Genomic DNA, 24,102 nt, shown 5'->3' with positions numbered 1-24,102 from the left:
AATGCAGCATTTGAGGGGAAAGCAATGACATCCAGACTGATCGACAAACTGACCATGTCAACTTGTCTGGCCACAGGTGCTCTCTATGGGGCAATGATTAATCCTGCAGTTGCGATAACCACGCATGTGGTCAATGACCCGCAAGGCACGCCCTTTATTCAATTGCGGTTTTTCGATGTGGGGGATGGTGATTTTGATGTTAATAATCAGTCGACTTGGAATATCACTGATATATATAAAAATCAGATTATTAACGCGACAGGCTATTGGTCGGAAATTATAAAACTTGTACCAGGTGAAAATCCTGCAATTATTAATGTGGGTACTAATACAGCCGATTGGGGCGCGGCGGCTTCAAGTCCGAATGCGACTATGCAAAATGGTTCCCCCACAACTGTGCAAGCAGCATTGACCAATCAGTATTATACGAACCTGACGAATGGGGCGCATGGTTATATTGTGGTTGCGAATAAAGTCGGGACTGAGGATTGGTCACAAGCTCCATATACGCCGTCTCATATTGCGCTGACAGCTGAAACATCACTCGGCACAGTGCTTATTCATGAAATCGGCCATGCTCTTGGTATAGCTGCGAATGCTTTTAGCTTTTTCGATGATGATAACGGTGTTCAAATCGCAGGATTTGGCGGTGGATTTGATGCTTGGAGCACGCATTTGCGTGACGATAATGATAATGCAGCAAGACCAAATCAATGGATAAACTGCAATGGCTGTTGGCTTCCTCCCGCAGCAATTGCTGATGCCTTTGATGTTCGTAAAGATCAGGCCTATTTTACCGGCGCCCATGTGAGCGAGGTACTGAACGGGGCGATGAAGGGGCTGCCTATGCGTGTTGCCACGGATTACGGGCCCTATGATTCCCCTTTATTCGGCCATATCGAACTTAAAAACAGTTTGATGAGCCATCAGCTATATCGCAATTATAGCACGCTGATGGAAGCAGAGCTCGCAGCTTTACAAGATATTGGTTACACAATCGACCGACGTAATTTCTATGGGCATTCTGTTTACGGCAACGGACTGACCATCATCAATAATAACCCGTATTTTGGACGGAATGCGGAAGGCACAGCCTATATCAATAATACATATAATACTGCCACTTTGGGCTTGGGACTTCATGTCTATGGCAGTCATAATACTATCACCCAGAATGCCGATTTACTGTCCGTAGGGTCTGGCGGCGGTGGCATCCGTGTCGATGGCGCAGCCAATAATCTGATTGTTGCCCCTGATGTGAGGGTTCATGCCAATGGTGCGAATGGCCGTGGCATCATGTTTGCTTATGGTAAAGATCACACATTAACCCATCGTGGTGATGTGCAAGCAATGGGTGAAAATGGTATCGCGGTCAGCTTTGATTTTGGTCATAACTCGCGTGGTGACGGAACGGGCTATCGTGGCTCTTATATTCTGGAACTTGATGACAGAGTGGAGGATCAGCGCGCTACTATTTTTGAGGAGCTGAATGGGGCCTTAGTTTCCACCTTCGACCTGACCGGCCGTGTTGCAGGTAACAAGGCTGCAATCTTCATGTCAGAAAATGCCTTGGTGGGACAGATCAATGTCATGCAAGGTGCCAGCATTTTCGGGGATATTATCTCTGATTATTATCAAACAGATGAAGATGGCCATCTGCGCCTGACTGAGCTGAGTTTCGGTTTGAAGGCTGATGCACAAGGGAATTCGACTGGCACAGCTGATACGGATTTCAGACTGGCTTACGGTGGCAATATCAAGGGCAAGAATATTTCGCTGCATCTTGATGGCGGCACATCTGTTCTGACTGGCAACCATCAAGTCTTTGATGTCGGTGTGGCGCAAACGGCAATGCTTTCCGGTCAAGGGATTTACCAGATAGATGCAGCTCAGCAGTTCCGCAATAGCGGGATATTAAATCCTTCTGTTGCTGGAACGGCAATCACTATTGACGGCAATTATACTCAGTCTGCTACAGGCACCTTGCAACTCGCATTCAATGATCAGTCTGACATCAGCAGCCTAATTGTAAACGGTAGTGCTGGTCTTAATGGCACGATCAGCTTTGCACCTGATCGGGGTTATTATCGTGATGGTTTCACCGTCACTTCAAACGAGTGGTTACAAGTGGACGCAGTGAGTGGTAACTTCACAAATGCTAGCACCACATTGACCTCGCCGACACTTAACGCGAGTGCGACAGATAATGGTAATCTGTCTTATACCGTATCATTGAGCCGTGATGCGAATGCCTATTCGCAATATGCAGACAATAACGACGACCGCGAAGTTGGCGCTGCATTGGATAGTCTCGCCAATAATGCTGCGGCAGAGTTTAAACCATTGCTCGCAGCACTGGATTTTTCTGCACCTGACGGCTCAACCATTCGCTCAAGCCTGCCGCAACTAAGTGGTGAGGCCTATGCATCCGCAAGTGGCGTTTTGCTCAATGCCAATGGCATCACCCGGTCATCGGTCAATAATCGCCTGTCTCAGGCATTTGGCGGTACACCGGTTAATCCGGTGTCTGTGATGGCCTATGGTCCGAAAACCGAAACCAGCCAGGCAGGCAATGCCATTGATCATGTTGCTCCGGTTAATGTTGATGATCTTCAGCGCTATGCCGCATGGGGTGCCGCTTTTGGCAGTTGGGCCACACAATCTGCTACAGATAATGCCGCACGCACCAAGTCGACCATTGGTGGGTTCATCACCGGTATTGACGGTGATGTTTATGATAATTGGCGCTTGGGTCTTATGGCCGGATACAGCCGTTCAACCTTTAAAACACCAAGCCTTTCTTCATCTGGTTCCAGCGATAATTATACTCTTGGTGCTTATGCGGGCACTGAATGGGCGACGGGCCAAGGTTCCATCGGTTTCCGCTCAGGGCTTTCTTATTCCTGGCACAATATCGAGATGAGCCGCTCGGTTGCTTTTAATGGCTATTCCGACAAGCTGTCCGCTGATTACAATGGCGGTACGTTTCAGGTGTTTGGCGAGTTGGGCTATAAGCATGATCTCAGCCCGCGCGCGATCATCGAGCCTTATGCCAATCTTGCATATGTCAATGTCAGAACGGATAGTTTTACCGAAACAGGCCATAATGGTGCAGCGCTCAGCGTACAATCCGGTACGATGGACACAACCCTCTCAACCCTCGGCATGCGTCTCTCAACCAGCTTTGAGCTTGGTAATACACTGACAACCGCTCGTGTTGATCTTGGTTGGCGGCATGCTTTTGGCGATGTGATCCCGTCATCGACTGCGAGCTTTGCTGCAGGCTCCAATGCGTTCACAGCATCGGGCAGTCCGATTGGCAAAGATACCGCACTGATTGAAGCCGGACTTGATTTCGCCATTACGAAAAATTCCAAACTTGGTGTCTCATATCAGGGGCAGTTTGGTTCCGGTGTCACTCAAAACGGCGTGAATGCCAATTTCAGCGTGAAGTTTTGAGAGTGAGTAAGAATAAACTGGATTTGGAGAGCTGTATGTAGATAAATTTAGCCGTTAAGTTTCATGCGGGTAAATTATCTTGTATTAGATTGTGTAACCCTTACGGCCTTCTTGAGGAGCCAACCTATGTCTTTAGGTGCAATAGCGGTCAATCTCATTTTGCCTGCGCCGGTACTTATCGTTGAGGACGATATGCAGGTTCGCTTGAGGCTGGAAAATCTTCTGCTACAGTTTGGCTATAAAATTGATGCCCTTATTTTTGCTGCTTCACTGAGTGAAGCGCGCGCACAATTGTCAGACCAGCCAGTCGCCTTGGCGCTGATTGATATTGGCTTGCCGGATGGTAGTGGTATAGATTTGATATCCGAGCTGAACACGAGCGATCCTGGCCTCTCCATTTTGGTTATCTCGGCATGGGCCACAGAGGACGTCATTCTAGGTGCCTTGCGCGCCGGTGCTGTCGGTTATGTGCTTAAAGAGCGGGATGATCTGGAGATTGCTATTGCATTGCGTAGTGTTTTACGCGGGGGGGCGCCGATAGATCCTTTTATTGCAAAGCGAATTATCGATGAACTGCCTTCCAAAACCCCTGAAAAAGACGGAGACAATAAAGACTTATGTCAGCAAGTTTTGACGGCACGCGAAAATCAAATTTTATTGCTGGTCGCCGACGGACTTGGCAATAAGGATATTGCAGACCATCTTTCTTTGTCGCGCTATACAGTTGAATGCCATATTAAACATATTTACCGAAAACTCGCAGTCTCTTCACGCACACGTGCTATTCATGCGGCGAGAGAGCGTGGTTTGTTAAAGTGAAGTGGCTGCTTATTATATGTTTTGGCCTTTTTGCTATGCCAGCTTTGGCAGAGAGCACTTCAGCGCAATGTTCCGCAGAGATCATTGATATTTCTGCCGCAAAAGCTGGTCCTGATGGACGTAAATCTGAAAATTTACGGTGGGAAGCCGTAACTTTACCAAATTATTGGAACCAACTACATTCAGAATATTCAGATGAAGTTTGGTATCGCATTCATTGGCGACAGACATGTTCTGAAGCAGGTCATAATCCTGTTGCATTGTTCATACAGACAATCAATATGGCCGGAGAGGTTTTCGTTAATGACCATTTTCTCTGGCGTGATAAGAATCTGACAGAACCATTATCGCGTAGCTGGAATATGCCGCGCTATTGGGTTCTGCATAATGCATGGCTGACTGAAGGTATCAATACACTTTGGGTTAAAACTGTTGGTGTCAAAGGACAAGCACTTGGGCTAGGCTCTGTTATCATTGGTGAGCCAACGCAGGTCCAAAGTATTTATGACAACTACTGGTGGCGGCAACGGACTTTATATGTTGCAAATGTGATAGTTTCCGGCGTTATCGGTATCTTGTTTTTTTGTATCTGGATCATACGCCGTGATCAGACCTACTACGGGTGGTATGCATTTTCGTCACTGTTCTGGCTTGTCTTCATAGCTAATATTCTTGTGACCACGCCTTGGCCTTTTTCGAATTCTGTAACATTCGTAAGAGTTAACGCAATTGCTTTATTGCTGAATATTGCATGTTTTTGCATGTTTACATTGCGCTTTGGCGAGCTGGTTTTAAAGCATTATGAACGCTTTTTATGGGGGATTTTTAGCGTATTTATTGGCGCACTCATTCTTACACCACAAGATTATCTTGGTGCGATCCAAATATCGAGTGTACTCGTTGCATTAGGCTTTTTCTTGTTTAACTGTTTGCAGTTTCCGGTATTGACGTTTCAAAAGCGCAATAACGAATATTTTTTGTTCTCAATTTGCTTATTGGTACTTTTCGTGACGATTCAGTACGATGCGTTCCTCCTCTTTCGGCCTGATCCGGAAAAATTTCCAATATTGCCATATGCGAATATTGTCATCACATTGTGCCTGGCGGGGATACTGGGGTTGCGTCAGGCGCATAATGTTAGACGCATTGAACGGTTTAATGTTGAATTAGCCGAGAGCATTGCGAACGCACGTTCAGAACTAGCCGTTACATTAGAGCGAGAACATTTCTTAGAGTTAAAAAATGCAAAATTAAGAGAGCGTTTGGATATCGCCCATGATCTTCATGATGGTATCGGTGGAACGCTCGTTCATATGATGGCAAAAGTTGAACAAGGCAGTGAGCAGGTTCACCGTCCCCAAGTCATTTCAATGTTGAAATTGCTTCGGGATGACTTGCGTCAAACCATCGATCATAATTCCAGCCCTAGCACTAAAGTTCCAGCTACGCCGCAGGAATGGATTGCCCCGTTACGTCATCGGTTTAGCATTCTTTTTGATGAGCTTGGCATTAAGTCCGACTGGCAATTTCCATCGGCTTGGCGGAGTACACCCAGCACATTACAATGTCTGGCACTCACACGTGTTGTTGAAGAGGCATTAACAAACCTCATAAAGCATAGTCGAGCGCAGCAGATGTGCTTTCGGTTACAGCAGCAAAGCCCAAATGAACTCGTACTTGAGGTAGAAGATGACGGTATTGGGTTTGATGTTTTAGCGGTACAAACAGCTAATATCAGTGTTGGTATGAGAAGTATGACGACAAGAATTCTCAAAGTTGGTGGCAAGTTAGAAATTTCATCAACGCCAGGAAAAACCGTCGTAAAAGTGATTATGGCACAACTTTAATTTCCGATAGTCACGGACATTAAAGTTGTGCCAGCTATTTTGTCTCTCCATAGACCAGCTAGCTGATAAGGCGGCTAGATATCTATCAACGCAACTTTTTAAGTGTGTTTAGGCGCGGTAGTGGCGTGCTGCGCGTCTCCGCTTATTACATCTAGTAAAATAGCTATATTTTCTAATGTAGCACTGAAAATTTTAATAACTTGTCTTCCACAAATGGACAGTTATTTGTGTGACATCAATTCGGTGCTTATTTTAATAGATAAGGCTTAAATTTCAATTGAGAATAAGTGTCGGTATCGGTAGTTGCGTGCCCCCGCAACCAAACAAACAGCCCGCTCTTTGAGCGGGATTTTTTTTGGTAACGGGTCGTAGATTTTAAGCCTAGTCAAGGGCCCGCAAGGAAGCAAAGCCGACTAAGCGGGATACAAAACCACAAATCCTGCCCCCGCAACCAAATCCCCTCAAAGCAATAAAGCCACGGCAGAAATGCGCGGGGCTTTTTGTGTTTAAAACATGCAAGAGGAGGGGAGGTGTGGTTGGTTTAGTAGCTGCTTTGCAGGTTATTTAATGCTCATGCCTGATCCTGCGGCATTACAGGCAGATAATCCCTCTTGAGCTGTGAAGGTGAGTGGCTTATGCCTGATTGCAAAGACACATAAGCGGGAATGAAATTTATGCAAGCCGTTGATAAGTCAGCAATTGATGCTGTGATGCTGAGCCTCTCCGAACAATATAAAGGACCGGGGGGCGTTGCTGCGGTTCTCAAAGACGGTGAGGTTATAGCAAAACAGGTTTGGGGCTATTCCGATCTGGAAAAAAGAGTTCCGATGAGTACGGCGACCATGATGCCGATCTGCTCTGTCAGTAAAGAATTTACCTGTGCAGCCTTGTTGGATGTCTTTGGTGAGACATCTGTTCTTGATGAAGCGCTTGCTACCTATTTACCTGACTTTGAGGGGAGACGCCCTGCAATTGCTGATCTATGCAACAATCAGTCCGGCTTACGGGATTACTGGGCGCTGACTGTGATCAGTGGTGCCGATCCGGAAGGTGTTTTTACGGCAGATGATGCTCGTCAGCTTCTTGGAAAAATCCGGACAACCCATTTTGAAACCGGTACGCATTATTCCTATAATAACGGCAATTTCCGTCTGCTGTCTTTTTTGATTGAAGAGAAAACCGGCCGCTCACTGGATGAACTTCTGCGCGAGCGTATTTTCCTGCCTGCGGGCATGAAAACTGCCGGACTTTTCCCTGACACATCTGTGACGCCTGGTGATGCAATCGGTTATGAGGGCAATATTGTCTCCGGTTTTACACCGGCAGTGAATAATATTCACTGGAGCGGGGATGCAGGCGTTTGCGCCTCTCTGGATGATATGATTACGTGGGATCAGTTTATTGATGCAACGCGTGAAGACGAAAACGGTATTTATAACCGTTTGTCCCGCCCGCAATTTTACACGGATGGTAAACCGGCTTGTTACGGCTATGGCCTTAACCATGTAAATTTTGACGGTGTTAAAATTACCGGCCATGGCGGGGCGCTGCGCGGCTGGCGCTGCCAGCGGTTCCATGCGGCTGATGCACGTGTATCTGTTATTGTGATGTTTAATCATCAGGCCAGCGCCTATGGTGCAGCTGAGCAGTTGATGCGTGCTGCTCTGGGTATTCCGAAAGCAAAGACTGAAGTACTGCCAGTTGATACAGGCTGGTATGGTAATTACTTCGATCCTGCTACCAAGTTGAGCCTTAGTCTTGCGCCAGCTGTCGGTGGGCAGGTTCATGCACGTTTTGGTACATCCCCTGAAATGATGGATATGCAGGTTGATGGCAGTTTGCAATCTTCGGGAATGGTTTTGCAACGTAAAAGTGATGAGATTGTTCTCCGTCGCGATGGGGAAAACCTCTCTGCAAAATTGCATCGTGTTTGCGGAAACGGGCGACAGGATATTGCCGGACGTTATCATTGCGCGGAAATGGATGCTGATTTTGTCTGTGAAATTGCAGGCACTGCCGCCTATGCAGCATTTGAAGGCTTTTTAGGTAAAGGGCCAATGCAACCGCTTTATGCGATTGCTGAAGATATCTGGCTTTTACCATGTCAGCGCGGAATGGATGCACCGGCGCCGGGAGACTGGACTGTGGTGGCCGAACGAGATGCGTCCGGTGCGATCTCGGGGCTGACAATCGGCTGCTGGCTTGCCCGCGGCATAATCTATAAAAAAGTCTGATATTAAAACCCCGCCGGATCATTCCGGCGGGGTTTTTACTTGTTAATTCTTGATAATATTATGTGTCTCACTTTCGGAAGCAATTTTAAAAAAAGCATTGATGAGCGTGCCATTGCTGCGTTCCTGAAGGCATATCAGTGTTTCATCCATCAGCTCTTCACGCGTATTGATCGAAAGCGGATGCAAGCGGCTGTCATTGCTAAATTCGGCTAATGAAACAAAGCCGATACCGGCACCGCCTGCTACAATCTCACGAACGGCTTCGCGTCCTTCTGCCTCAATAGCAGGTTTCAGCACGACATTTTTTTCAAGCGCGAGATCTTCCAGCTTCTGACGCGTTTTCGAGCCTTTTTCACGGAAGACTAGCGGCCATTGCAGTAAATCTGCCAGATCAATATTAGAATGACGGCTAAGCGGGTGATCTCTGGCGACAAAGGCGATGATCGGCGAAGAGTTCAGCTTGTGGATGAGAAAGTCCCGTGCTTTAGGGACTTCTCCCAGCACGCCGATGTCTGCTTCATAGCGATAGAGGCTGGAGATAACTTCCTCACTATTGCCGGTTTGCACGCTGATTTGCACGGAGGGATATTTCTCCCTGAAGGCTCCGAGAATACCAAGAATATGATGTGCTGCATCAGCCATAATACGCAATTTGCCCGCACGCAGCACTCGCGATTCTGACAGGAAATCCAGTGCCTGCTGCTCCACTTCGAATAGCCGGTGCGTGATCTCCAGCAGTTTTACACCGGCATCGGTCAGGCTGACTTGTTTTTTATGCCTATTGAACAGCAGAACATCATATTCCTCTTCCAGCTTGCGCACCTGATCAGAAATAGCGGGCTGCGTCAGGCATAAAGCTTCCGCAGCGCGGGAAAATCCGCCGGAAACCGCCACATAATGAAATGCCCGTAACTGAACATAGCGCATGGATTTCTCCTGATGCAGAGTGTTTTTCTGATTTGAGAGCCAAGCTTAGCACAGCAATTTTCTAGCACAATATGCATCTGTAAAACTTATAGTTTGATTTGAAATAACGATTTTACAAATAATTACCTTTGCCTGAGGATGAAGCAAATCCGCATTTATGCAAGCTATCCGGAGGGACAGGAAATGCAATCAGCCGGTGAAAAACGACCGCAGTCAGAAGCAGATATGCTTCCTCACTGGAAAGCCAATCAGTTTCTGGCGCCGGCATTGGGAGAACCCTATTTGCTGACACCGGGGCCATTGACCACCGATTATGCGGTGAAGCAGGCGATGTTACGTGACTGGGGCTCATGGGATGGTGATTTTCGGGCAATGACCGCAGAAATGCGTGAACGTTTGTTACGTGTGGCCGGTGATGACAAGCATGAATTTGACTGTGTGCCGATACAGGGCAGCGGCTCCTTTGCTGTTGAAGCGATGCTCGGCACATTTCTCCCGAAAGACAGTAAAATTCTGGTGTTGATGAACGGTGCCTATGGTCAGCGTATCGTGCAGACTTTGGGATATCTGGGACGTGCTTATAGCAAAATCGACAAGGGCGATTATCTGCCGCCGCGTGCAGATGAAGTTGCACAAGCGCTGGATGCTGATCCTGCAATTACACATGTGATTGTGGTGCATTGCGAAACCAGTTCCGGCATTCTCAATCCGGTCGCGGAAATCTCAGAAGTTGTTTACGCCAAGGGGCGCAAGCTGCTTGTCGACAGTATGAGCGCATTTGGCGCGGTTGATCTGAGTGTGAATAAAATCCGCTATGAAGCCATGGTATCCTCGGCCAATAAATGCATTGAGGGTGTGCCTGGTTTTGGCTTTGTGATTGCCCGCAAGAGTGAGCTGGAAGCCGCCAAAGGCAACTGCCATTCTCTGAGCCTCGACATCTATGAGCAATGGGCAACGATGAATAAAACCGGTCAGTGGCGCTATACGCCGCCGACCCATGTGGTTGCTGCGTTTTTGGTCGCGCTCCGGATGCATGAAGCCGAAGGCGGTGCTGAAGGACGCTTGGCACGCTACACCAATAATCGTGATGTGATGGTGGAGGGGATGCGCCAGCTGGGTTTTGAAACACTGCTGCGAGATCGCTGGCTGTCGCCGATCATCGTAACCTTCTTCAATCCTGCTCATCCGAAATTCGAGTTTTCCCGCTTCTATGATCTGATGAAGGATAAAGGCTTCATCATTTATCCGGGTAAGCTGACTGTTGTCGACAGTTTCCGTGTCGGCTGCATCGGTCGCATGGATGCCAATATCATGCGGCAGGTCGTTGCCGCTGCCGCAGACAGCCTGACAGAAATGGGTGTGGACACAGCTGCCCCGCCAGCCGCAGCACTGGATGAGCGTGCCAAGCTCGCAGCCTGAGTTTTAAATTTAAAACAGCAGGTTAGCGCAATGCCGCCTGCGGAGGATAATGAAGTGAACAAGATGACCAAGGTAACCGTAACCGTAAACGGCCGTGATTATAACTGGCCGAACGTCCCCGCTATCGCGATCTGCCTTGACGGGTGCGAACCGGCTTATCTGGATGAGGCAATTGCTGCGGGGCTGATGCCGACACTGAAACGCATTAAAGAAACAGGCACGGTGCGCACAGCCCATAGTGTTATTCCGAGTTTTACCAATCCGAATAATCTTTCCATCGCCACGGGGCGCCCGCCTGCAGTGCACGGCATTTGCGGAAACTATCTCTATGACCGCGAAACCGGTACGGAAGTGATGATGAATGATGTGCGCTTTCTGCGTGCGCCGACTATTTTCAAAGGCTTCTATGATGCCGGTGCGAAAGTCGCGGTTGTTACTGCCAAAGACAAGCTGCGAGCTTTGCTGGGGCAGGCCTGCAATTTGGTGATAATCGCGCGATTTGTTTTTCGGCAGAGCGTTCCGATACGACAACGAAAGCGGAAAACGGCATTGATAATGCATCACAATGGCTGGGTATGCCGGTGCCGGAGGTTTATTCCGCAGAGCTTTCAGAATTTGTGTTCGCTGCCGGTGTGAAGCTGCTCAAAACTTTCCGGCCTGATGTGATGTATCTGACCACAACTGACTATGTGCAGCATAAATATGCACCGGGTGTGCCGCAGGCCAATGCGTTTTATGAAATGTTCGACAAATATCTGGCCGAGCTGGATGCTTTAGGTGCGGCCATTGTGGTGACTGCGGATCACGGCATGAAGCCGAAACATAAGGCTGATGGCTCACCGGATGTGGTTTATGTGCAGGACGTTCTTGACGACTGGCTGGGCAAAGATGCAGCGCGGGTTATTCTGCCGATTACAGATCCTTATGTGGTGCATCACGGCGCGCTTGGTTCTTTTGCAACGGCCTATCTGCCGGATGGTACGGATATAAGTGATATTATGAAGCGGCTGGCGGCTATTGAAGGCATTGATGTGGTGCTGAACAATGCTGATGCTGCTGAGCGTTTTGAACTGCCCCAAGACCGTATCGGCGATATTGTTCTGGTATCATCGGAGAATAAAGCCATCGGTACCAGTGAGCATCGCCATGATCTTGCAGCATTGAACGAGCCTCTGCGCTCGCATGGCGGGCTGACAGAACAGGCCGTGCCTTTCATTGTGAACCGTCAGATGCCGGACCTGCCGGAAGCACCGGTTCTGCGCAATTTTGATGCGTTTTTCTATGCGGTTACAGCTGCGGTAGCTCAGTCGTAAATTGAGGGAAAACATTCCCCCGTGCCGGTAAACCGGTCTCTGATTTTAAAATCAGACCGGTTTACCGGTGAGGTGAATTGAAGGGAGAGCCTTTGTGGTGAAGCCGGAAACAATCATTAAAACCAGACATGAGCCTATGCGTATCGCCGGTAAAAAGGTCGACGCAGATGCCGTTTTTGATGTGCATTATCCTTACACAAATGCGGTCATCGGTACGGTTCCGGCAGGGCGTGCCGAACATGCCCGCGAGGCTTTCAGGATTGCTGCAGCCTATAAGCCGAAGCTGACACGCTATGAACGCCAGAAAATCCTGCTGCGCACAGCTGAATTGCTGGTGTCACGCAAAGAGGAAATGGCTGACCTGATTACTTCGGAACTGGGCATCTCCAAGATGGATTCCTATTACGAAGTCGGCCGTGCCTATGACGTATTTACGCTTGCAGGGCAGATGTGCCTGCATGATGACGGTGAGATATTCTCCTGTGATCTGACACCGCACGGCAAGGCCCGTAAGATTTTCACATTCCGTGAACCATTACGTGCGATTTCGGCAATCACACCGTTCAATCATCCGCTGAATATGGTTTCGCATAAAGTGGCACCGGCGATTGCCACCAATAATTGTGTGGTGGTAAAGCCGACCGAACTGACACCGATGACCGCATTGCTGCTGTGCGATATTATGTATGAAGCCGGATTGCCGCCGGAAATGCTGTCGGTGGTGACAGGCCTGCCGAAAGATATCGGTTCGGAAATGATTACCAATCCGGATATTGATCTGATTACCTTTACCGGCGGCGTTCCTGTGGGCAAGATGATTGCCAATACTGCGGGCTATAAACGCACAGTACTGGAGCTCGGCGGTAATGATCCGCTGATTATTCTCAATGATCTGAGTGACGATGATCTGGCAAAAGCGGCCGATCTTGCTGTGGCGGGGGCGACAAAAAACTCCGGCCAGCGCTGCACGGCCGTTAAACGTATTTTGTGTCAGGAAAGCGTGGCCGATCGTTTTGTACCGATGGTGCTGGAACGGGCAAAGAAAATACGCTTTGGTGATCCGATGGATCCGAAAACAGAACTCGGTACCGTCGTACATGAACAGGCTGCCGCACGGTTTGAAAAACTGGTCTATATGGCAGCCGAGCAGGGGGCAAAAATTCTCTATGATCCGGGTCGTCAGGGCGCTTTACTGCCACCGATTGTGGTTGACGAAGTGCCACACAGCTCGGAGCTGGTGATGCAGGAAACATTCGGGCCGGTTATTCCGATTATTCGCGCGCCGGATGATGATGATGCGCTGATTGCACTGTCCAACTCGACAGATTTCGGCTTGTCGTCCGGTGTTTGCACCAATGATTACCGGCGTATGCAGAAATACATCCGCGGGCTCAATGTCGGTACGGTCAATATCTGGGAAGTGCCGGGTTACCGTATCGAGATGTCGCCTTTCGGCGGGATTAAAGATTCCGGCAATGGTTATAAAGAAGGTGTGATTGAAGCGATGAAAAGCTTCACCAATGTTAAAACCTTCTCACTGCCATGGGAGTGAGACGCGGGAGAAGGGCTTAAAACAAGGTTCGCGATACGTAAAATGCAATAAATTATAACAGGCATACGTATCGCAACCGCCACATTATCTGAAAACCGTTCGGGGAGGCGGCGAGTATGAAACTGGCAGTGCACACAGAGGGCGAGTCCAACCGCTCCGAGGCAAGGCAGCGATGGCAGACGCAGCAAAACAGTCCTCATATGGAGGAAGTGCTGCGCCGTGATGCGGATGTTTTTCTGCATCAGAGCCTTTCCAGTCCTTGCCTCACAGCGATTGTTAAGGCGCAGGGTATCTGGATTGAGGATGCTAACGGGCGCCGTTTTATGGATTTTCACGGTAACAGTGCTCATCATATCGGCTATGCCCATCCCAAACTGATTGCTGCTGTGAAACAGCAAATGGATGATCTGAGTTTTGCACCACGCCGTTTTACCTGTGAACCGGCAATTGAACTGGCTGAAAAACTGGCAGAAATAGCACCGGGCAATCTGGGCAAAACGCTGTTCACCACCGGCGGCTCAGATGCAATTGAGGTGGCGCTGAAAGTGGCGCGGGCAGCCACAGGACGATTTAAAACCCTGTCTTTCTGGGATGCCTTTCATGGCGCAGGGTTTGGCGCATCTTCAGTCGGCGGGGAAGCAACATTCCGTTCGGGTATTGCAGGGCCTTTATTGTCGGGCGCAGAACATGTGCCGCCTTTTGCCTGTTATCGTTGTCATTACAAGCATAAAGGGCCTGAGAGCTGCGGCATTGCCTGTGCGGATATTGTGTCTTTTGTACTGGAACGTGAAGGCGATATTGCCGCTGTGGTGGCAGAGCCGATGCGCGCCACACCCTATCCGCCGCCGCCTGGTTTCTGGCAAAAAGTGCGTGAGGCCTGTGACCGTCACGGAACTTTGCTGATCTTTGATGAAATTCCGACCGGACTTGGCAAGACGGGTAAGTTTTTTGCGTCCGATCATGATGGTGTGACACCGGATATGATTGTGCTCGGTAAGTCGCTGGGTGGCGGTATGCTGCCGATCGCGGCGGCAATTGTGCGCCGCGATCTGGATGTATGCGGTGATTATGCGATCGGGCATTATACCCATGAGAAAAATCCGGTGACGACGCGCGCCGCGCTCACCACAATTCAGATTATTGAGGAAGAAGGGCTGGTTCAGCGTGCGGCCGAGCTTGGCCAATATGCGATGAACCGTCTTCGGGAGTTGCAGTTGCGCTCACCGCATGTGGGAGATGTGCGTGGTCGTGGCTTGCTGTTCGGCGTGGAATTGGTGCGCGACCGGCATAGCCGTGAGCCGGATAATGCTCTGGCTGAGGCGGTTTATTATCGCTGTTTGGAGGGCGGCGTCAGCTTCAAGATCAGTCAGGGCAATGTGCTGACTTTATCACCGCCGCTCATCATTACGCAGCAGGAGCTTGAACAGGCGCTGTCCGTTGTCGAAAGAGCGATATTGGAACGCGCATAGATTTTTCTGTTCTGAAGAAATGCCCTCTAACCTATAAGTTCTGGAGGGCGATGTATAAAATAAATAGATTTTACTTATTGAACTGCGGTTCGCACTATGAGGAGCCATAAGAGGGAACAGCCTGCAAAAGCAGGTATAAAAATAAGCAATCAGCTATCAAACACATAACAAAAAGCTGATATAACAATGGGGAAATATGAAATGAAAAAGCATCGCGCTTTTATTCTGTCCCTTGCTGCCGGTATTGCTTTGGCATCAAGTGCTTATGCACAAACAGAACTTACTGTTTATACTGCTTTTGAAGCGGTTGATCTGCAACGTTTTGCAGAAGCTTTTAATAAGGATCATCCGGATATTAAAGTGAACTGGGTACGTGACTCCACAGGAGTCATGACCGCCAAGCTGCTGGCCGAGAAAAACAATCCTAAGGCAGATATTGTCTGGGGTATTGCGGCCACATCGCTGCTGATCCTTAAAAATGAAGGCATGCTAGAGCCTTATACGCCGAAAGATGTCGATAAGCTGGATCCGCGTTTTGTGGATAAGGATCGCCCGACCAGCTGGATCGGGCTTGATGCCTATGTGGCCGCGGTCTGTTTCAATACGGTTGAAGCAGAGAAACTTGGCCTGAAACCGCCGGCAAGCTGGAAAGACCTGACCAAGCCTGAATATAAAGGCCATGTGGTCATGCCTAATCCGGCATCGTCCGGCACCGGCTTCCTCGATGTTTCGTCATGGTTGCAGATGTTCGGCGAAAAGGGCGGCTGGGACTATATGGATGCCCTGCATGAGAATATCGCCAATTACACGCATTCCGGCTCCAAACCGTGCAAAATGGCCGGTGCGGGTGAAATACCGATCGGCGTTTCCTTTGAATTCCCTGCCTCTCAGGTGAAAAGTGCCGGTGCGCCGGTGGATATTATTTTCCCTGAGGAAGGTTCCGGCTGGGAGTCCGAGGCCGTAGCAATTATGGCCGGTACAGCGAATATGGATGCCGCCAAAACCCTGATGGACTGGACACTGACACCGAATGCCATGGAAGCGCTCAATAAGAGTTTTGCCGTGGTCGCGTTGCCGGGCATTGCCAAGCCTGTGGAACATATCCCCGCTGATCTCGAAAAGAAGATGATTAAAAATGATCTGGAATGGGCGGCGAATAACCGCAAAGCCATTCTGGAAGAATGGTCGAAGCGGTACGATTCAAAATCTGAATCCAAAGGCTGATCGGAACGCTGTCTCATTGAGCGGCAGAATTTCTGTCTTCATATGGTTTCGGACACAGACCGGTTCCCGTGTTTTCCGAAGCTGCTCTAACAGACACGCATAATGCGACTGCGAACGCGGGCTTTTCCGCGTTCGTTCAGGGAGTGTGACCATGTCAGTCCAGAGGAATGAATTCGTGAAACATGAAATGGCTACAGATGCTGTTCGTATCGGTCAGCAGGCATATAATGCCGGCGATGCGGCAGCAAACAGACAGGAATATCTCAAGGTTGACGGCCTCTGGAAAGCTTTCGGAGAGTTTTATGCGCTGAAAGACATCAATCTGGAAATCAGAGAAGGCGAGTTTATCTGTTTTCTCGGGCCTTCCGGTTGCGGCAAGACCACATTGCTGCGTGCCATTGCAGGACTGGATCTGCAGACAAGGGGGACGGTTCATCAGGCTTCCAAAGATATTTCCTGCCTGCCGCCTGCCCAACGCGATTACGGGATTGTTTTTCAGTCCTATGCTTTGTTTCCCAATCTGACCATTGAAAAGAATATCGCCTTCGGGCTTGAAAATATGAAGAAATCACGCGCCGAGATTACGCAGCGTGTTGCCGAATTGCTGGAACTGGTGGGACTGGCAGATCAGGCGAAAAAATACCCTTCACAACTTTCCGGCGGACAGCAGCAGCGTATTGCGCTGGCAAGGGCGATAGCGATTTCTCCCGGGCTTTTGCTGCTTGACGAGCCGCTTTCTGCGCTTGATGCCAAAGTGCGCGTGCATCTGCGTCACGAGATTAAAGAATTGCAGCGCAAGCTCGGCGTGACAACAATCATGGTCACCCACGATCAGGAAGAAGCGCTCGCTATGGCTGATCGTATCGTGGTGATGAATAAAGGGACAATCGAACAGGTTGGCACGCCGCTTGATGTTTATCGCCAACCGAGCAGCCTGTTTGTGGCGGATTTTATCGGAGAGACCAATAAATATCCGGTCACAATTGGTGCGGATGGCACCGCATTTTCCGGTGATCTGGTTCTGCAATGCAATGAGCATAATCTGCCGGAGGGTAGCGAGGCGGTTGCAGTGATCAGGCCGAATGATGTGATCCCCCATGGCCGCGCTGTGGATGCGAGTTCTTCTGCCGGAAACGGGGAAAATCTGATTGAGGTGCAAATCGAAGCCATGGAATTTCTCGGCTCTTTCTGGCGCACGCATATGCGCAGCACCTATTTGCAAAACCAGCAGCTGATTGCCGACTTTTCCATCAATGCGGAGCGGCGCCTCGGCCTGACAGAAGGTATGACTATTCTTGTTGAATTGCCGAAAAGCCGTTTGCTGATTTTTGACGGAAAGGGCAGGCGATGAGCGCTGTAAGCGATTATTCTGCCGCTCCGCTCATGCCGGCGGGCAAGGCTATCCGTCAGAAGGTCAGTTCGGACGACTGGACCAAGCGCGGTATGATGCTGATTATCGGCGCTTACCTGCTGATTACACTGGCTGCGCCGCTCTATGTGATGCTGTCCAAATCCTTTGCCAGTTACCAGTTTCAGCTGGAAAATTATGAAGTGCAGGTTGGTGACGGCAAAGGCAACTGGGCTCCTGCTCAGTCTTTGAGCCAGCTGAATGCCGGTCTGAAAACCATTTCAGAAGATGAGCTGGCAACCTCCAATAGCGGTCGTTTGTCTCCGGTTGCCTTGTTTCCGGAATTCAGCTTTCGCGGGCCAGAGCATTATCGCATCCGTGGTTTGACGGATAACAGCCGGTTTCTGATCGGCTCTGCTCCCTATCAGGGGCAGGAATGGCAGGAGGTGGATTCCAATAATTTCCGCCGTGTCATGCTGATGCCGCATCAAACGACAGGGCTGGATAATTACCGCACTTATTTTTCATCACCCGCGCTGTTTCAGTCGATCAGGAATTCTCTGGTGATCGCGCTGGTCAGCATGGTGCTCACCGTTTCACTGGCTTTTGGTTTTGCCTATGCGCTCAACCGTTCCAAAATGCGCTTTAAAGGCTTTTTCAAGCTGGTGGCGGTGATGCCAATTCTTGTGCCGTCATTGCTGCCGGGGATTGCGCTGATCTATCTGTTCGGTAATCAGGGAATTTTGAAAGAACTGCTGTTCGGTCTGCCGATTTACGGACCTCTGGGCATTGTGCTGGGATCGGTGTTCTTTACGTTTCCCCATGCGCTGATGATTATCTCAACGGCTCTGGCTGTGTCGGATGCCCGTCATTATGAGGCGGCAGATTCCCTGCGGGCAAGCAAATGGCGCACATTCTGGACGGTAACTGTACCGGGTGCCCGCTATGGTTTGATTTCAGCAGCTTTTGTGGTGTTCAATCTGGTTATTACGGATTTCGGTTTGCCGAAAGTGATCGGCGGTCAGTATAATGTGCTGGCGGTGGATATTTATAAGCAGGTTATCGGCCAGCAGAATTTTGAAATCGGTGCGGTTGTCTCTGTAATGCTGCTGTTTCCCGCTGTGATTGCTTTTGCCGTCGACAGAGTTATCCAGCGCAAACAGGTTGCTCTGTTATCTGCGCGTGCGGTGCCGTTTGCCCCGAAAAAGAAACCGCTGTTTGACAATCTGTGCCTGCTTTATTGCGCTCTGATAGCTGTTTTCATCACCGGTCTTTTGCTGGTCTGCCAATTAGCGGCCATCGTAAAATTCTGGCCTTATGATCTGAGCCTCAGTCTGCGCAATTTTGAGTTCGGGCGTATGGATGGCGGTGGCTGGAGTTCCTATTATAATTCTATCCAGCTGGCTTTTCTGACAGCGATTATCGGAACCGTGGTTGTGTTTGTCGGTGCCTATGCGGTTGAGAAGACCGAGGGCTTTGCCAAAGGCCGTGCGCTGTTTCAGTTTCTGGCCATGCTGCCAATGGCTGTGCCGGGTATGGTGCTGGGGCTTGCCTATATCTTTTTCTTCAATAATCCGGCCAACCCGCTGAGCACTATTTACGGGACAATGATTATTCTTGTCATCTGTACCGTAACGCATTTTTATACGGTGTCTCATCTGACGGCGCTGACTGCGCTGAAACAGATGGATCCGGAATTTGAATCCGTTTCGGCATCACTCAAACAGCCATTCTACAAATTATTTGCGCGGGTGACCGTGCCGGTATGTCTGCCAGCCATCCTGGATATTTCAATCTACCTGTTCGTCAATGCGATGACGACAGTCTCCGCCGTGGTGTTCCTGTATTCTGCTCATACTACGCTGGCTTCCGTGGCCGTGCTGAATATGGATGATGCAGGGGATGTGGCACCCGCTGCCGCTATGGGGATGATGATCTTCTATACCAATGTCGCGGCACGACTTGTGCATTATGGCTTGTCGCAAATGCTGCTGCGCAAGACACAGAAATGGCGGGGCACCTGACAGTGATTAAACGGCACCTTCTTCGGGAGGTGCCGTTTATTTATTGTGGCGCTGCTGCCAGAGTTGCTTTGCCTTGGTGTGGCAGGCGCTGAAGTCGGGATCATTGTGCAATGTCATCAGGCCGAGCGCCGCTGTTGCTGTGACAACGGTTTCAAGACGCGGGTCAATGGCAGTTCCTGCCCAGATAGCCTGCCAATATTCAAAGGAATCCATGCCGATACGGGGCAGGGCTTCCGGCTCATGCAGTGCTTTTATAATAATGTCAGAGCTTTCCGTGCCGCTGAGGCTTAAAAGTGTTGCCACACGGAAAGGATAAAACTCCGCAACATCGCGATTGCCGCTGAGAACGGTCAATTGTCGCTGGCTGTTTCCATAAACAGCAGTGCTATGCGTTTCCGGCAGTTCCTGCAACAGCTTTGCCGTATCTCTGTGCAGTTCCCGATAGGCTGGTCGGGATACACCCAGCAGGCTGGCACGCGCTTGCAACGGATTGAGAAGATGCACACAGTCGCCCACCGGTGAACGTGCGGCAAATAGCGGATAGAGCGCCATCATGGATGCAAGAGCAGGCGCAAAACCTGTTAACGACATATAGACAATGTGGCTGTTCTTCAGTGTTTGGCGCGCATCGGTAAGGTTCTGTGCGACAGGAATGCCAAGCGCATGCGCTGCCTGTTCAATCTTACCGCTATTCATACCGCTGCCATTGCTGCCATGGAGTGCGATTTTATATCCAGCCTGTGCGAGCAGTTTGGCTGCTTGTAAAAACCATGGTGCACGTGGTGAATTGGGGGAGAGATAGGCCGGCCAGTCCAGATCCGCCTGCGGACTGAATGTATCATCCAGCTGATAATATTGGCTTGCAGCCCTGACCATACCTGCCAGTTCCTGAGCGGCTGTTCCGCGATAATGGATCAGGCTGAAAAATGCGCTGGCCTGCATCGGATCAACCTGTTGCTGCAGGATCAGGGAAAAGGCTTCTTCGGCCTCCTCAATCGTCAGCGGACGGCTGTTTCCTGCACCACGGCCGAGTATGCCTAAAAACCGAGAAAAGCGTAAAACAGGATCATGGCTGCTGCTCAGATCTGCCAGCTGATTGGCCAGTTGTTTGGGGCTGGGTTGCCCGCCGATCAGCGGTGTTCTGAGAGATAAAGGCGGAACGGCGAGCAAAGCCTGTTGCTGCCAGCCGGTTTCCGCCGGTGTCAGCGTTGCCGGTATATCGGGGCTGAGCAGATTTTCAGCCTCATCCGCAAGAGCACGCAGGCGCAGGCGCAGCATCTCCGCGCGCGGAGAGGGGATCATCCGGCGGCCGGAACGTACTAAAATGGGGTCGTTAAAGGCTTCCCGAATCTGGTTGAGCAGGCGACTCATCGCCGGAGCGCTGAGATTCATGCGCTTGGCAGCTTGTTGCACGCTGCCTTCCACAAGCAATGTATCCAAAGCTATCAACAGCCTTAACTGCCCTAAGCGGGACGCGGGCAAGGCGCTGTTTGTGCTGTCTTTGGCTGACTTCTTGTCATCAGGCACAGTCTTTTCACGCATTTAACTGTTCCTTCCGGCTTTGGTGCAGAGCAAAGCTTTTTTCAGGCGGTGCGATATCTTCATTATGCGGAATGCAAAAAGCTGATGTTGGAATAAGTCTGAAACATGGCGATTGACCTGTTACCTTGCCACACATAAGGGGAGTAAATAACTCATATTTGTGGCAGAGGGCAATTGAAATGACAGATATCGGACATTCAAGAGCGGAAATTCAGACAGTTTCCGGATCTGAGATGTTAAAACAGGTCAAAATGCGTCGTCTCGCAGCTCTTGCTTGCGGCACAATTCTGGCCGGAACAATGCTGTCTTTCGCCCTTCCGGCTCAGGCACAGGCTGTTAAAAAGAAGCCGGTTGCGGCAGAAGCGCAGGCCGAACAGGCTGCGGAACAGGTTGCGGATCAGTCCGCTGAGCAGGCTGCAGCTCCGGCAGGTACTGTGCGTCTGGATCAGATCGTTGTCACAGCTACCGGCTTTGAACAGAATGTTAAAGACGCACCGGCCAGCATTACTGTCGTACCGCGCGAAGAGCTGGAAAAAGGTGCTTTCCGCAACCTGACTGATGCGCTTAACAGCGTGCAGGGTGTCAGCGTGACGGGTATCGCCAATGAGCAGGATATTTATATCCGCGGTTTGCCGGGTGCCTATACACTTATTCTGGTTGACGGTAAGCGCCAGAGCACCCGTGATGCCCGCACCAATGGTAATGCCGGTTTTGAACAGAGTTTTGTTCCGCCTGCATCGGCCATCGAGCGGATTGAAGTGGTGCGCGGCCCGATGTCTTCGCTCTATGGTTCGGATGCCATGGGTGGCGTTATCAATATTATTACCCGTAAAGTTGATGATGCATGGCATGGGGAACTGACGCTTGACGGTACCGTGCAGACCAAATCACGCTACGGCAACAGCGGACAGGCTTCCTTCTATGTCAGCGGACCACTGGTACCTGACGTTGTCGGTGTTCAGGCCTGGGGACGTGGTCTGAAGCGCAGTGAGGATAAATTCCTCAATGGTACGCAGGAACAGCGCGATGGTGATCTGGGCGGAAAGCTGACAATTACGCCGAATGAAGATCATGACATTTTCATCGAAGGCGGTGTCACCCGCGTGCGTCGTGAAGGCAATGTCGGTGATACAATCGCTTTGACCGGAACAGATACTTATAATTACAACGACCGCAGACATTGGTCGATCAGCCATACCGGCCGCTGGGGTCCGACAACGTCTGATTTCTCGTTCTCGCAGGAATGGGCAGAACGCACCAATTTCAACTGGGATAAAGCTCAGGGCTCCTATGTGGAAAATCTGCGTTCACCGGAAATCCGCAACTCTGTTCTCGACGGCAAATTCACCACACCGTTTGAGTTTTACGGCGATCATACGCTGGTCACCGGCGGTCAGTTCATTGATGCACAACTGACAGATCAGAATCCGGGACGCCGCACCGGTCTCGATGAGACATTCAGCATTCGCCAATGGGCGATATTTGCTGAGGATGAGTGGTGGATTACACCGGACTTCTCGCTGACCGGTGGTCTGCGTATGGATGACCATGAAATCTACGGTTCCCATCTCAGCCCGCGTGCTTATGCCGTGTGGCATGCAACGGAGCAACTGACGTTGAAAGGCGGTATTTCCACAGGCTTTAAAGCACCGGAAATCCGCACGATCGCACCGGGCTATGCTTATACAACCGGCGGCGGCGGCTGTTTCTATGGTCCTGAAGCGAGCCTGCCATCCGGCAAAAACCCTTGCGGCGTGATTATTGGTGATGAAAGCCTGAAAGCAGAAAAGAGCACGAGCTATGAACTGGGTGCCCTGTGGGACAATCAGGACGGTTTGCAGCTTGGTGCGACGTATTTCTACACGGATTTCAAGGACAAGATCTCCAACAAGCAGATGCTTGATGCGAATGGCAAGCCGATCCGCTGGAGCGAAAATACAAATTACGTTCTGTGGAGCAGCTTCAATATCGATAATGCCGTGATGCAGGGTGTGGAACTGACTGCAAACTGGGAAGCGACATCTGACATCCGTTTGCGCGCCAGCTATACCTATACACATTCCCGTCAGAAGGGCGGGGACTATGATGGTCTGCCACTGACACGTACACCTGAACATATGGGTAATATCCGTGCGGACTGGATTACACCGGTTGAAGGTCTTTCTGCATGGACAGCTGCCAATTACCATGGCTCGGAAACGAATGCCGGAGCCCGTATCGGCAGCAACGGCAAGCCGGTTTACAAAAACGGCAAGGTCATTGCCCGCAAATATGATGCCTATATGACCTTTGATATCGGTACGAGCTATGAGTTCAGCGAGAATGTTACATTCAATGCGGCACTCTACAATCTGTTCGACAAGCGTATTGAAGAGAGTGACTTCAACGCTTCGGTTGACGGACGCCGTCTCTGGGTCAGCATGACCTCGAAGTTCTGATTGTTCAGTCTTTAAAAATGAAAAGCCCTTGTGTTCTGCACAAGGGCTTTTTTGTCAGATAAATGCTAGTTCACCAGACGCGGTTGACAGGCGCATTGACGGGCAGCGCTCTTTTTGTGTTGTGCGGTATCCAGCGCGGAAACCAGATGGCGGAAGAGCAATTATTATTGTTTGATCTGACCGGTGGCGGTTGTTTTCTGCGATTGGTATTTTCCGAGGGCGGATGCATGGCCGGAATCTCCGAAAAACAGGACTGCCGCATTCTCTGCAATTTCAATGAACAGCGTATGACTGTTGTGCAACGCATTTGTGATAAGTCCGGCACCGGTTCGCGTCATATGCATGGCCGGATTGAAATGTCGCTATCAGACTATTACGCGAAAATGCATGTGGCATGGCGAACTGCAAAATAAACGTGCATTTTGCGCAATTTTAAAAAGAAACCCTGATATCTTTGATAGTTTTCTTGCTTTTTATCGGATAGACC

14 protein-coding genes and 1 pseudogene are annotated in these 24,102 nt (G+C 50.0%); 13 read left to right on the top strand and 2 right to left on the bottom strand.

The genetic code is table 11. The annotated features are described in order from the left end of the window. The first annotated feature begins 24 nt into the window (after positions 1–24). The 4 genes from KHQ09_RS13180 (at position 25) to KHQ09_RS13165 (ending at position 8,359) form a co-directional block, all read left to right on the top strand. Positions 25–3,459, top strand: a complete 3,435-nt coding sequence (locus tag KHQ09_RS13180) for an autotransporter family protein (RefSeq protein WP_238481635.1) — start codon at positions 25–27, stop codon at positions 3,457–3,459. Positions 3,460–3,585: 126 nt separating this feature from the next. Next, positions 3,586–4,278, top strand: coding sequence for a response regulator transcription factor (locus KHQ09_RS13175; protein ID WP_238481634.1), 693 nt, complete (start codon positions 3,586–3,588; stop codon positions 4,276–4,278). Continuing rightward, a complete protein-coding gene (locus tag KHQ09_RS13170) occupies positions 4,275–6,125 on the top strand; it encodes a sensor histidine kinase (protein WP_238481633.1) in 1,851 nt (616 codons plus the stop codon). The genes KHQ09_RS13175 and KHQ09_RS13170 overlap by 4 nt, the downstream gene beginning before the upstream one ends. Before the next feature lie 674 nt (positions 6,126–6,799). Then, positions 6,800–8,359, top strand: coding sequence for a D-aminopeptidase (locus KHQ09_RS13165; RefSeq protein ID WP_213598681.1), 1,560 nt, complete (start codon positions 6,800–6,802; stop codon positions 8,357–8,359). A gap of 42 nt (positions 8,360–8,401) precedes the next feature. Here the strand turns inward: KHQ09_RS13165 and KHQ09_RS13160 are convergent, their stop codons facing one another. After that, positions 8,402–9,286 (bottom strand): LysR substrate-binding domain-containing protein, encoded by an 885-nt coding sequence (locus tag KHQ09_RS13160; protein WP_213598679.1) that lies wholly within the window; start codon positions 9,284–9,286, stop codon positions 8,402–8,404. 225 nt (positions 9,287–9,511) lie between these two features. On the opposite strand from KHQ09_RS13160, the gene KHQ09_RS13155 reads away from it, so the two are divergent. The 7 genes and pseudogenes from KHQ09_RS13155 (at position 9,512) to KHQ09_RS13125 (ending at position 19,635) form a co-directional block, all read left to right on the top strand. Next, complete coding sequence (locus KHQ09_RS13155) at positions 9,512–10,705, top strand: 2-aminoethylphosphonate--pyruvate transaminase (protein ID WP_213599998.1); 1,194 nt, start codon at positions 9,512–9,514, stop codon at positions 10,703–10,705. A gap of 54 nt (positions 10,706–10,759) precedes the next feature. Further along, positions 10,760–12,018: pseudogene (gene phnA, locus KHQ09_RS13150) on the top strand (phosphonoacetate hydrolase). 94 nt (positions 12,019–12,112) lie between these two features. Next, a complete protein-coding gene (gene phnY, locus KHQ09_RS13145; protein WP_213598677.1) occupies positions 12,113–13,570 on the top strand; it encodes a phosphonoacetaldehyde dehydrogenase in 1,458 nt (485 codons plus the stop codon). 116 nt (positions 13,571–13,686) lie between these two features. Continuing rightward, the gene (pbfA, locus tag KHQ09_RS13140; protein ID WP_213598675.1) at positions 13,687–15,039 is read left to right on the top strand and encodes a (R)-1-hydroxy-2-aminoethylphosphonate ammonia-lyase; all 1,353 of its coding nucleotides are present in this window, start codon (positions 13,687–13,689) and stop codon (positions 15,037–15,039) included. Between the two features lie 201 nt (positions 15,040–15,240). After that, positions 15,241–16,263 (top strand): putative 2-aminoethylphosphonate ABC transporter substrate-binding protein, encoded by a 1,023-nt coding sequence (locus KHQ09_RS13135; RefSeq protein ID WP_022711017.1) that lies wholly within the window; start codon positions 15,241–15,243, stop codon positions 16,261–16,263. A 187-nt stretch (positions 16,264–16,450) separates the two neighbouring features. Then, positions 16,451–17,614: a putative 2-aminoethylphosphonate ABC transporter ATP-binding protein gene (locus KHQ09_RS13130; protein WP_121991674.1), complete on the top strand. Its 1,164-nt coding sequence runs from the start codon at positions 16,451–16,453 to the stop codon at positions 17,612–17,614. Continuing rightward, positions 17,611–19,635: a putative 2-aminoethylphosphonate ABC transporter permease subunit gene (locus KHQ09_RS13125; RefSeq protein ID WP_238481632.1), complete on the top strand. Its 2,025-nt coding sequence runs from the start codon at positions 17,611–17,613 to the stop codon at positions 19,633–19,635. The genes KHQ09_RS13130 and KHQ09_RS13125 overlap by 4 nt, the downstream gene beginning before the upstream one ends. Positions 19,636–19,671: 36 nt before the next feature. Here the strand turns inward: KHQ09_RS13125 and KHQ09_RS13120 are convergent, their stop codons facing one another. Beyond that, a complete protein-coding gene (locus KHQ09_RS13120; protein WP_213598673.1) occupies positions 19,672–21,177 on the bottom strand; it encodes a glycosyl transferase family protein in 1,506 nt (501 codons plus the stop codon). Between the two features lie 233 nt (positions 21,178–21,410). On the opposite strand from KHQ09_RS13120, the gene KHQ09_RS13115 reads away from it, so the two are divergent. Beyond that, positions 21,411–23,615 carry a TonB-dependent receptor domain-containing protein gene (locus KHQ09_RS13115; protein WP_238481631.1) on the top strand — a complete coding sequence of 735 codons (2,205 nt, stop codon included), beginning with the start codon at positions 21,411–21,413 and terminating at the stop codon, positions 23,613–23,615. Between the two features lie 146 nt (positions 23,616–23,761). Beyond that, positions 23,762–24,028 (top strand): hypothetical protein, encoded by a 267-nt coding sequence (locus tag KHQ09_RS13110; RefSeq protein WP_213598670.1) that lies wholly within the window; start codon positions 23,762–23,764, stop codon positions 24,026–24,028. Positions 24,029–24,102 lie beyond the last annotated feature (74 nt).

It is taken from the genome of Pseudochrobactrum algeriensis (assembly GCF_018436245.1).
In the GTDB taxonomy this organism is placed as follows: Bacteria; Pseudomonadota; Alphaproteobacteria; order Rhizobiales; family Rhizobiaceae; genus Pseudochrobactrum; species Pseudochrobactrum saccharolyticum.
The sequence above is the reverse complement of the archived record's forward strand: the minus strand, read 5'-3'. Positions and strand labels throughout refer to the sequence as shown.

Excerpts from the sequence above, each read along its gene's own strand:
- KHQ09_RS13165 (WP_213598681.1), top strand. The coding sequence starts at position 6,800 with ATGCAAGCCGTTGATAAGTCAGCAATTGATGCTGTGATGCTGAGCCTC.
- KHQ09_RS13110 (WP_213598670.1), top strand. The coding sequence starts at position 23,762 with ATGGCGGAAGAGCAATTATTATTGTTTGATCTGACCGGTGGCGGTTGT.
- KHQ09_RS13135 (WP_022711017.1), top strand. The coding sequence starts at position 15,241 with ATGAAAAAGCATCGCGCTTTTATTCTGTCCCTTGCTGCCGGTATTGCT.
- pbfA (WP_213598675.1), top strand. The coding sequence starts at position 13,687 with ATGAAACTGGCAGTGCACACAGAGGGCGAGTCCAACCGCTCCGAGGCA.
- KHQ09_RS13175 (WP_238481634.1), top strand. The coding sequence starts at position 3,586 with ATGTCTTTAGGTGCAATAGCGGTCAATCTCATTTTGCCTGCGCCGGTA.
- KHQ09_RS13180 (WP_238481635.1), top strand. The coding sequence starts at position 25 with ATGACATCCAGACTGATCGACAAACTGACCATGTCAACTTGTCTGGCC.
- KHQ09_RS13120 (WP_213598673.1), bottom strand. The coding sequence starts at position 21,177 with ATGCGTGAAAAGACTGTGCCTGATGACAAGAAGTCAGCCAAAGACAGC.
- KHQ09_RS13160 (WP_213598679.1), bottom strand. The coding sequence starts at position 9,286 with ATGCGCTATGTTCAGTTACGGGCATTTCATTATGTGGCGGTTTCCGGC.
- KHQ09_RS13125 (WP_238481632.1), top strand. The coding sequence starts at position 17,611 with ATGAGCGCTGTAAGCGATTATTCTGCCGCTCCGCTCATGCCGGCGGGC.
- KHQ09_RS13115 (WP_238481631.1), top strand. The coding sequence starts at position 21,411 with ATGTTAAAACAGGTCAAAATGCGTCGTCTCGCAGCTCTTGCTTGCGGC.
- KHQ09_RS13155 (WP_213599998.1), top strand. The coding sequence starts at position 9,512 with ATGCTTCCTCACTGGAAAGCCAATCAGTTTCTGGCGCCGGCATTGGGA.
- KHQ09_RS13130 (WP_121991674.1), top strand. The coding sequence starts at position 16,451 with ATGGCTACAGATGCTGTTCGTATCGGTCAGCAGGCATATAATGCCGGC.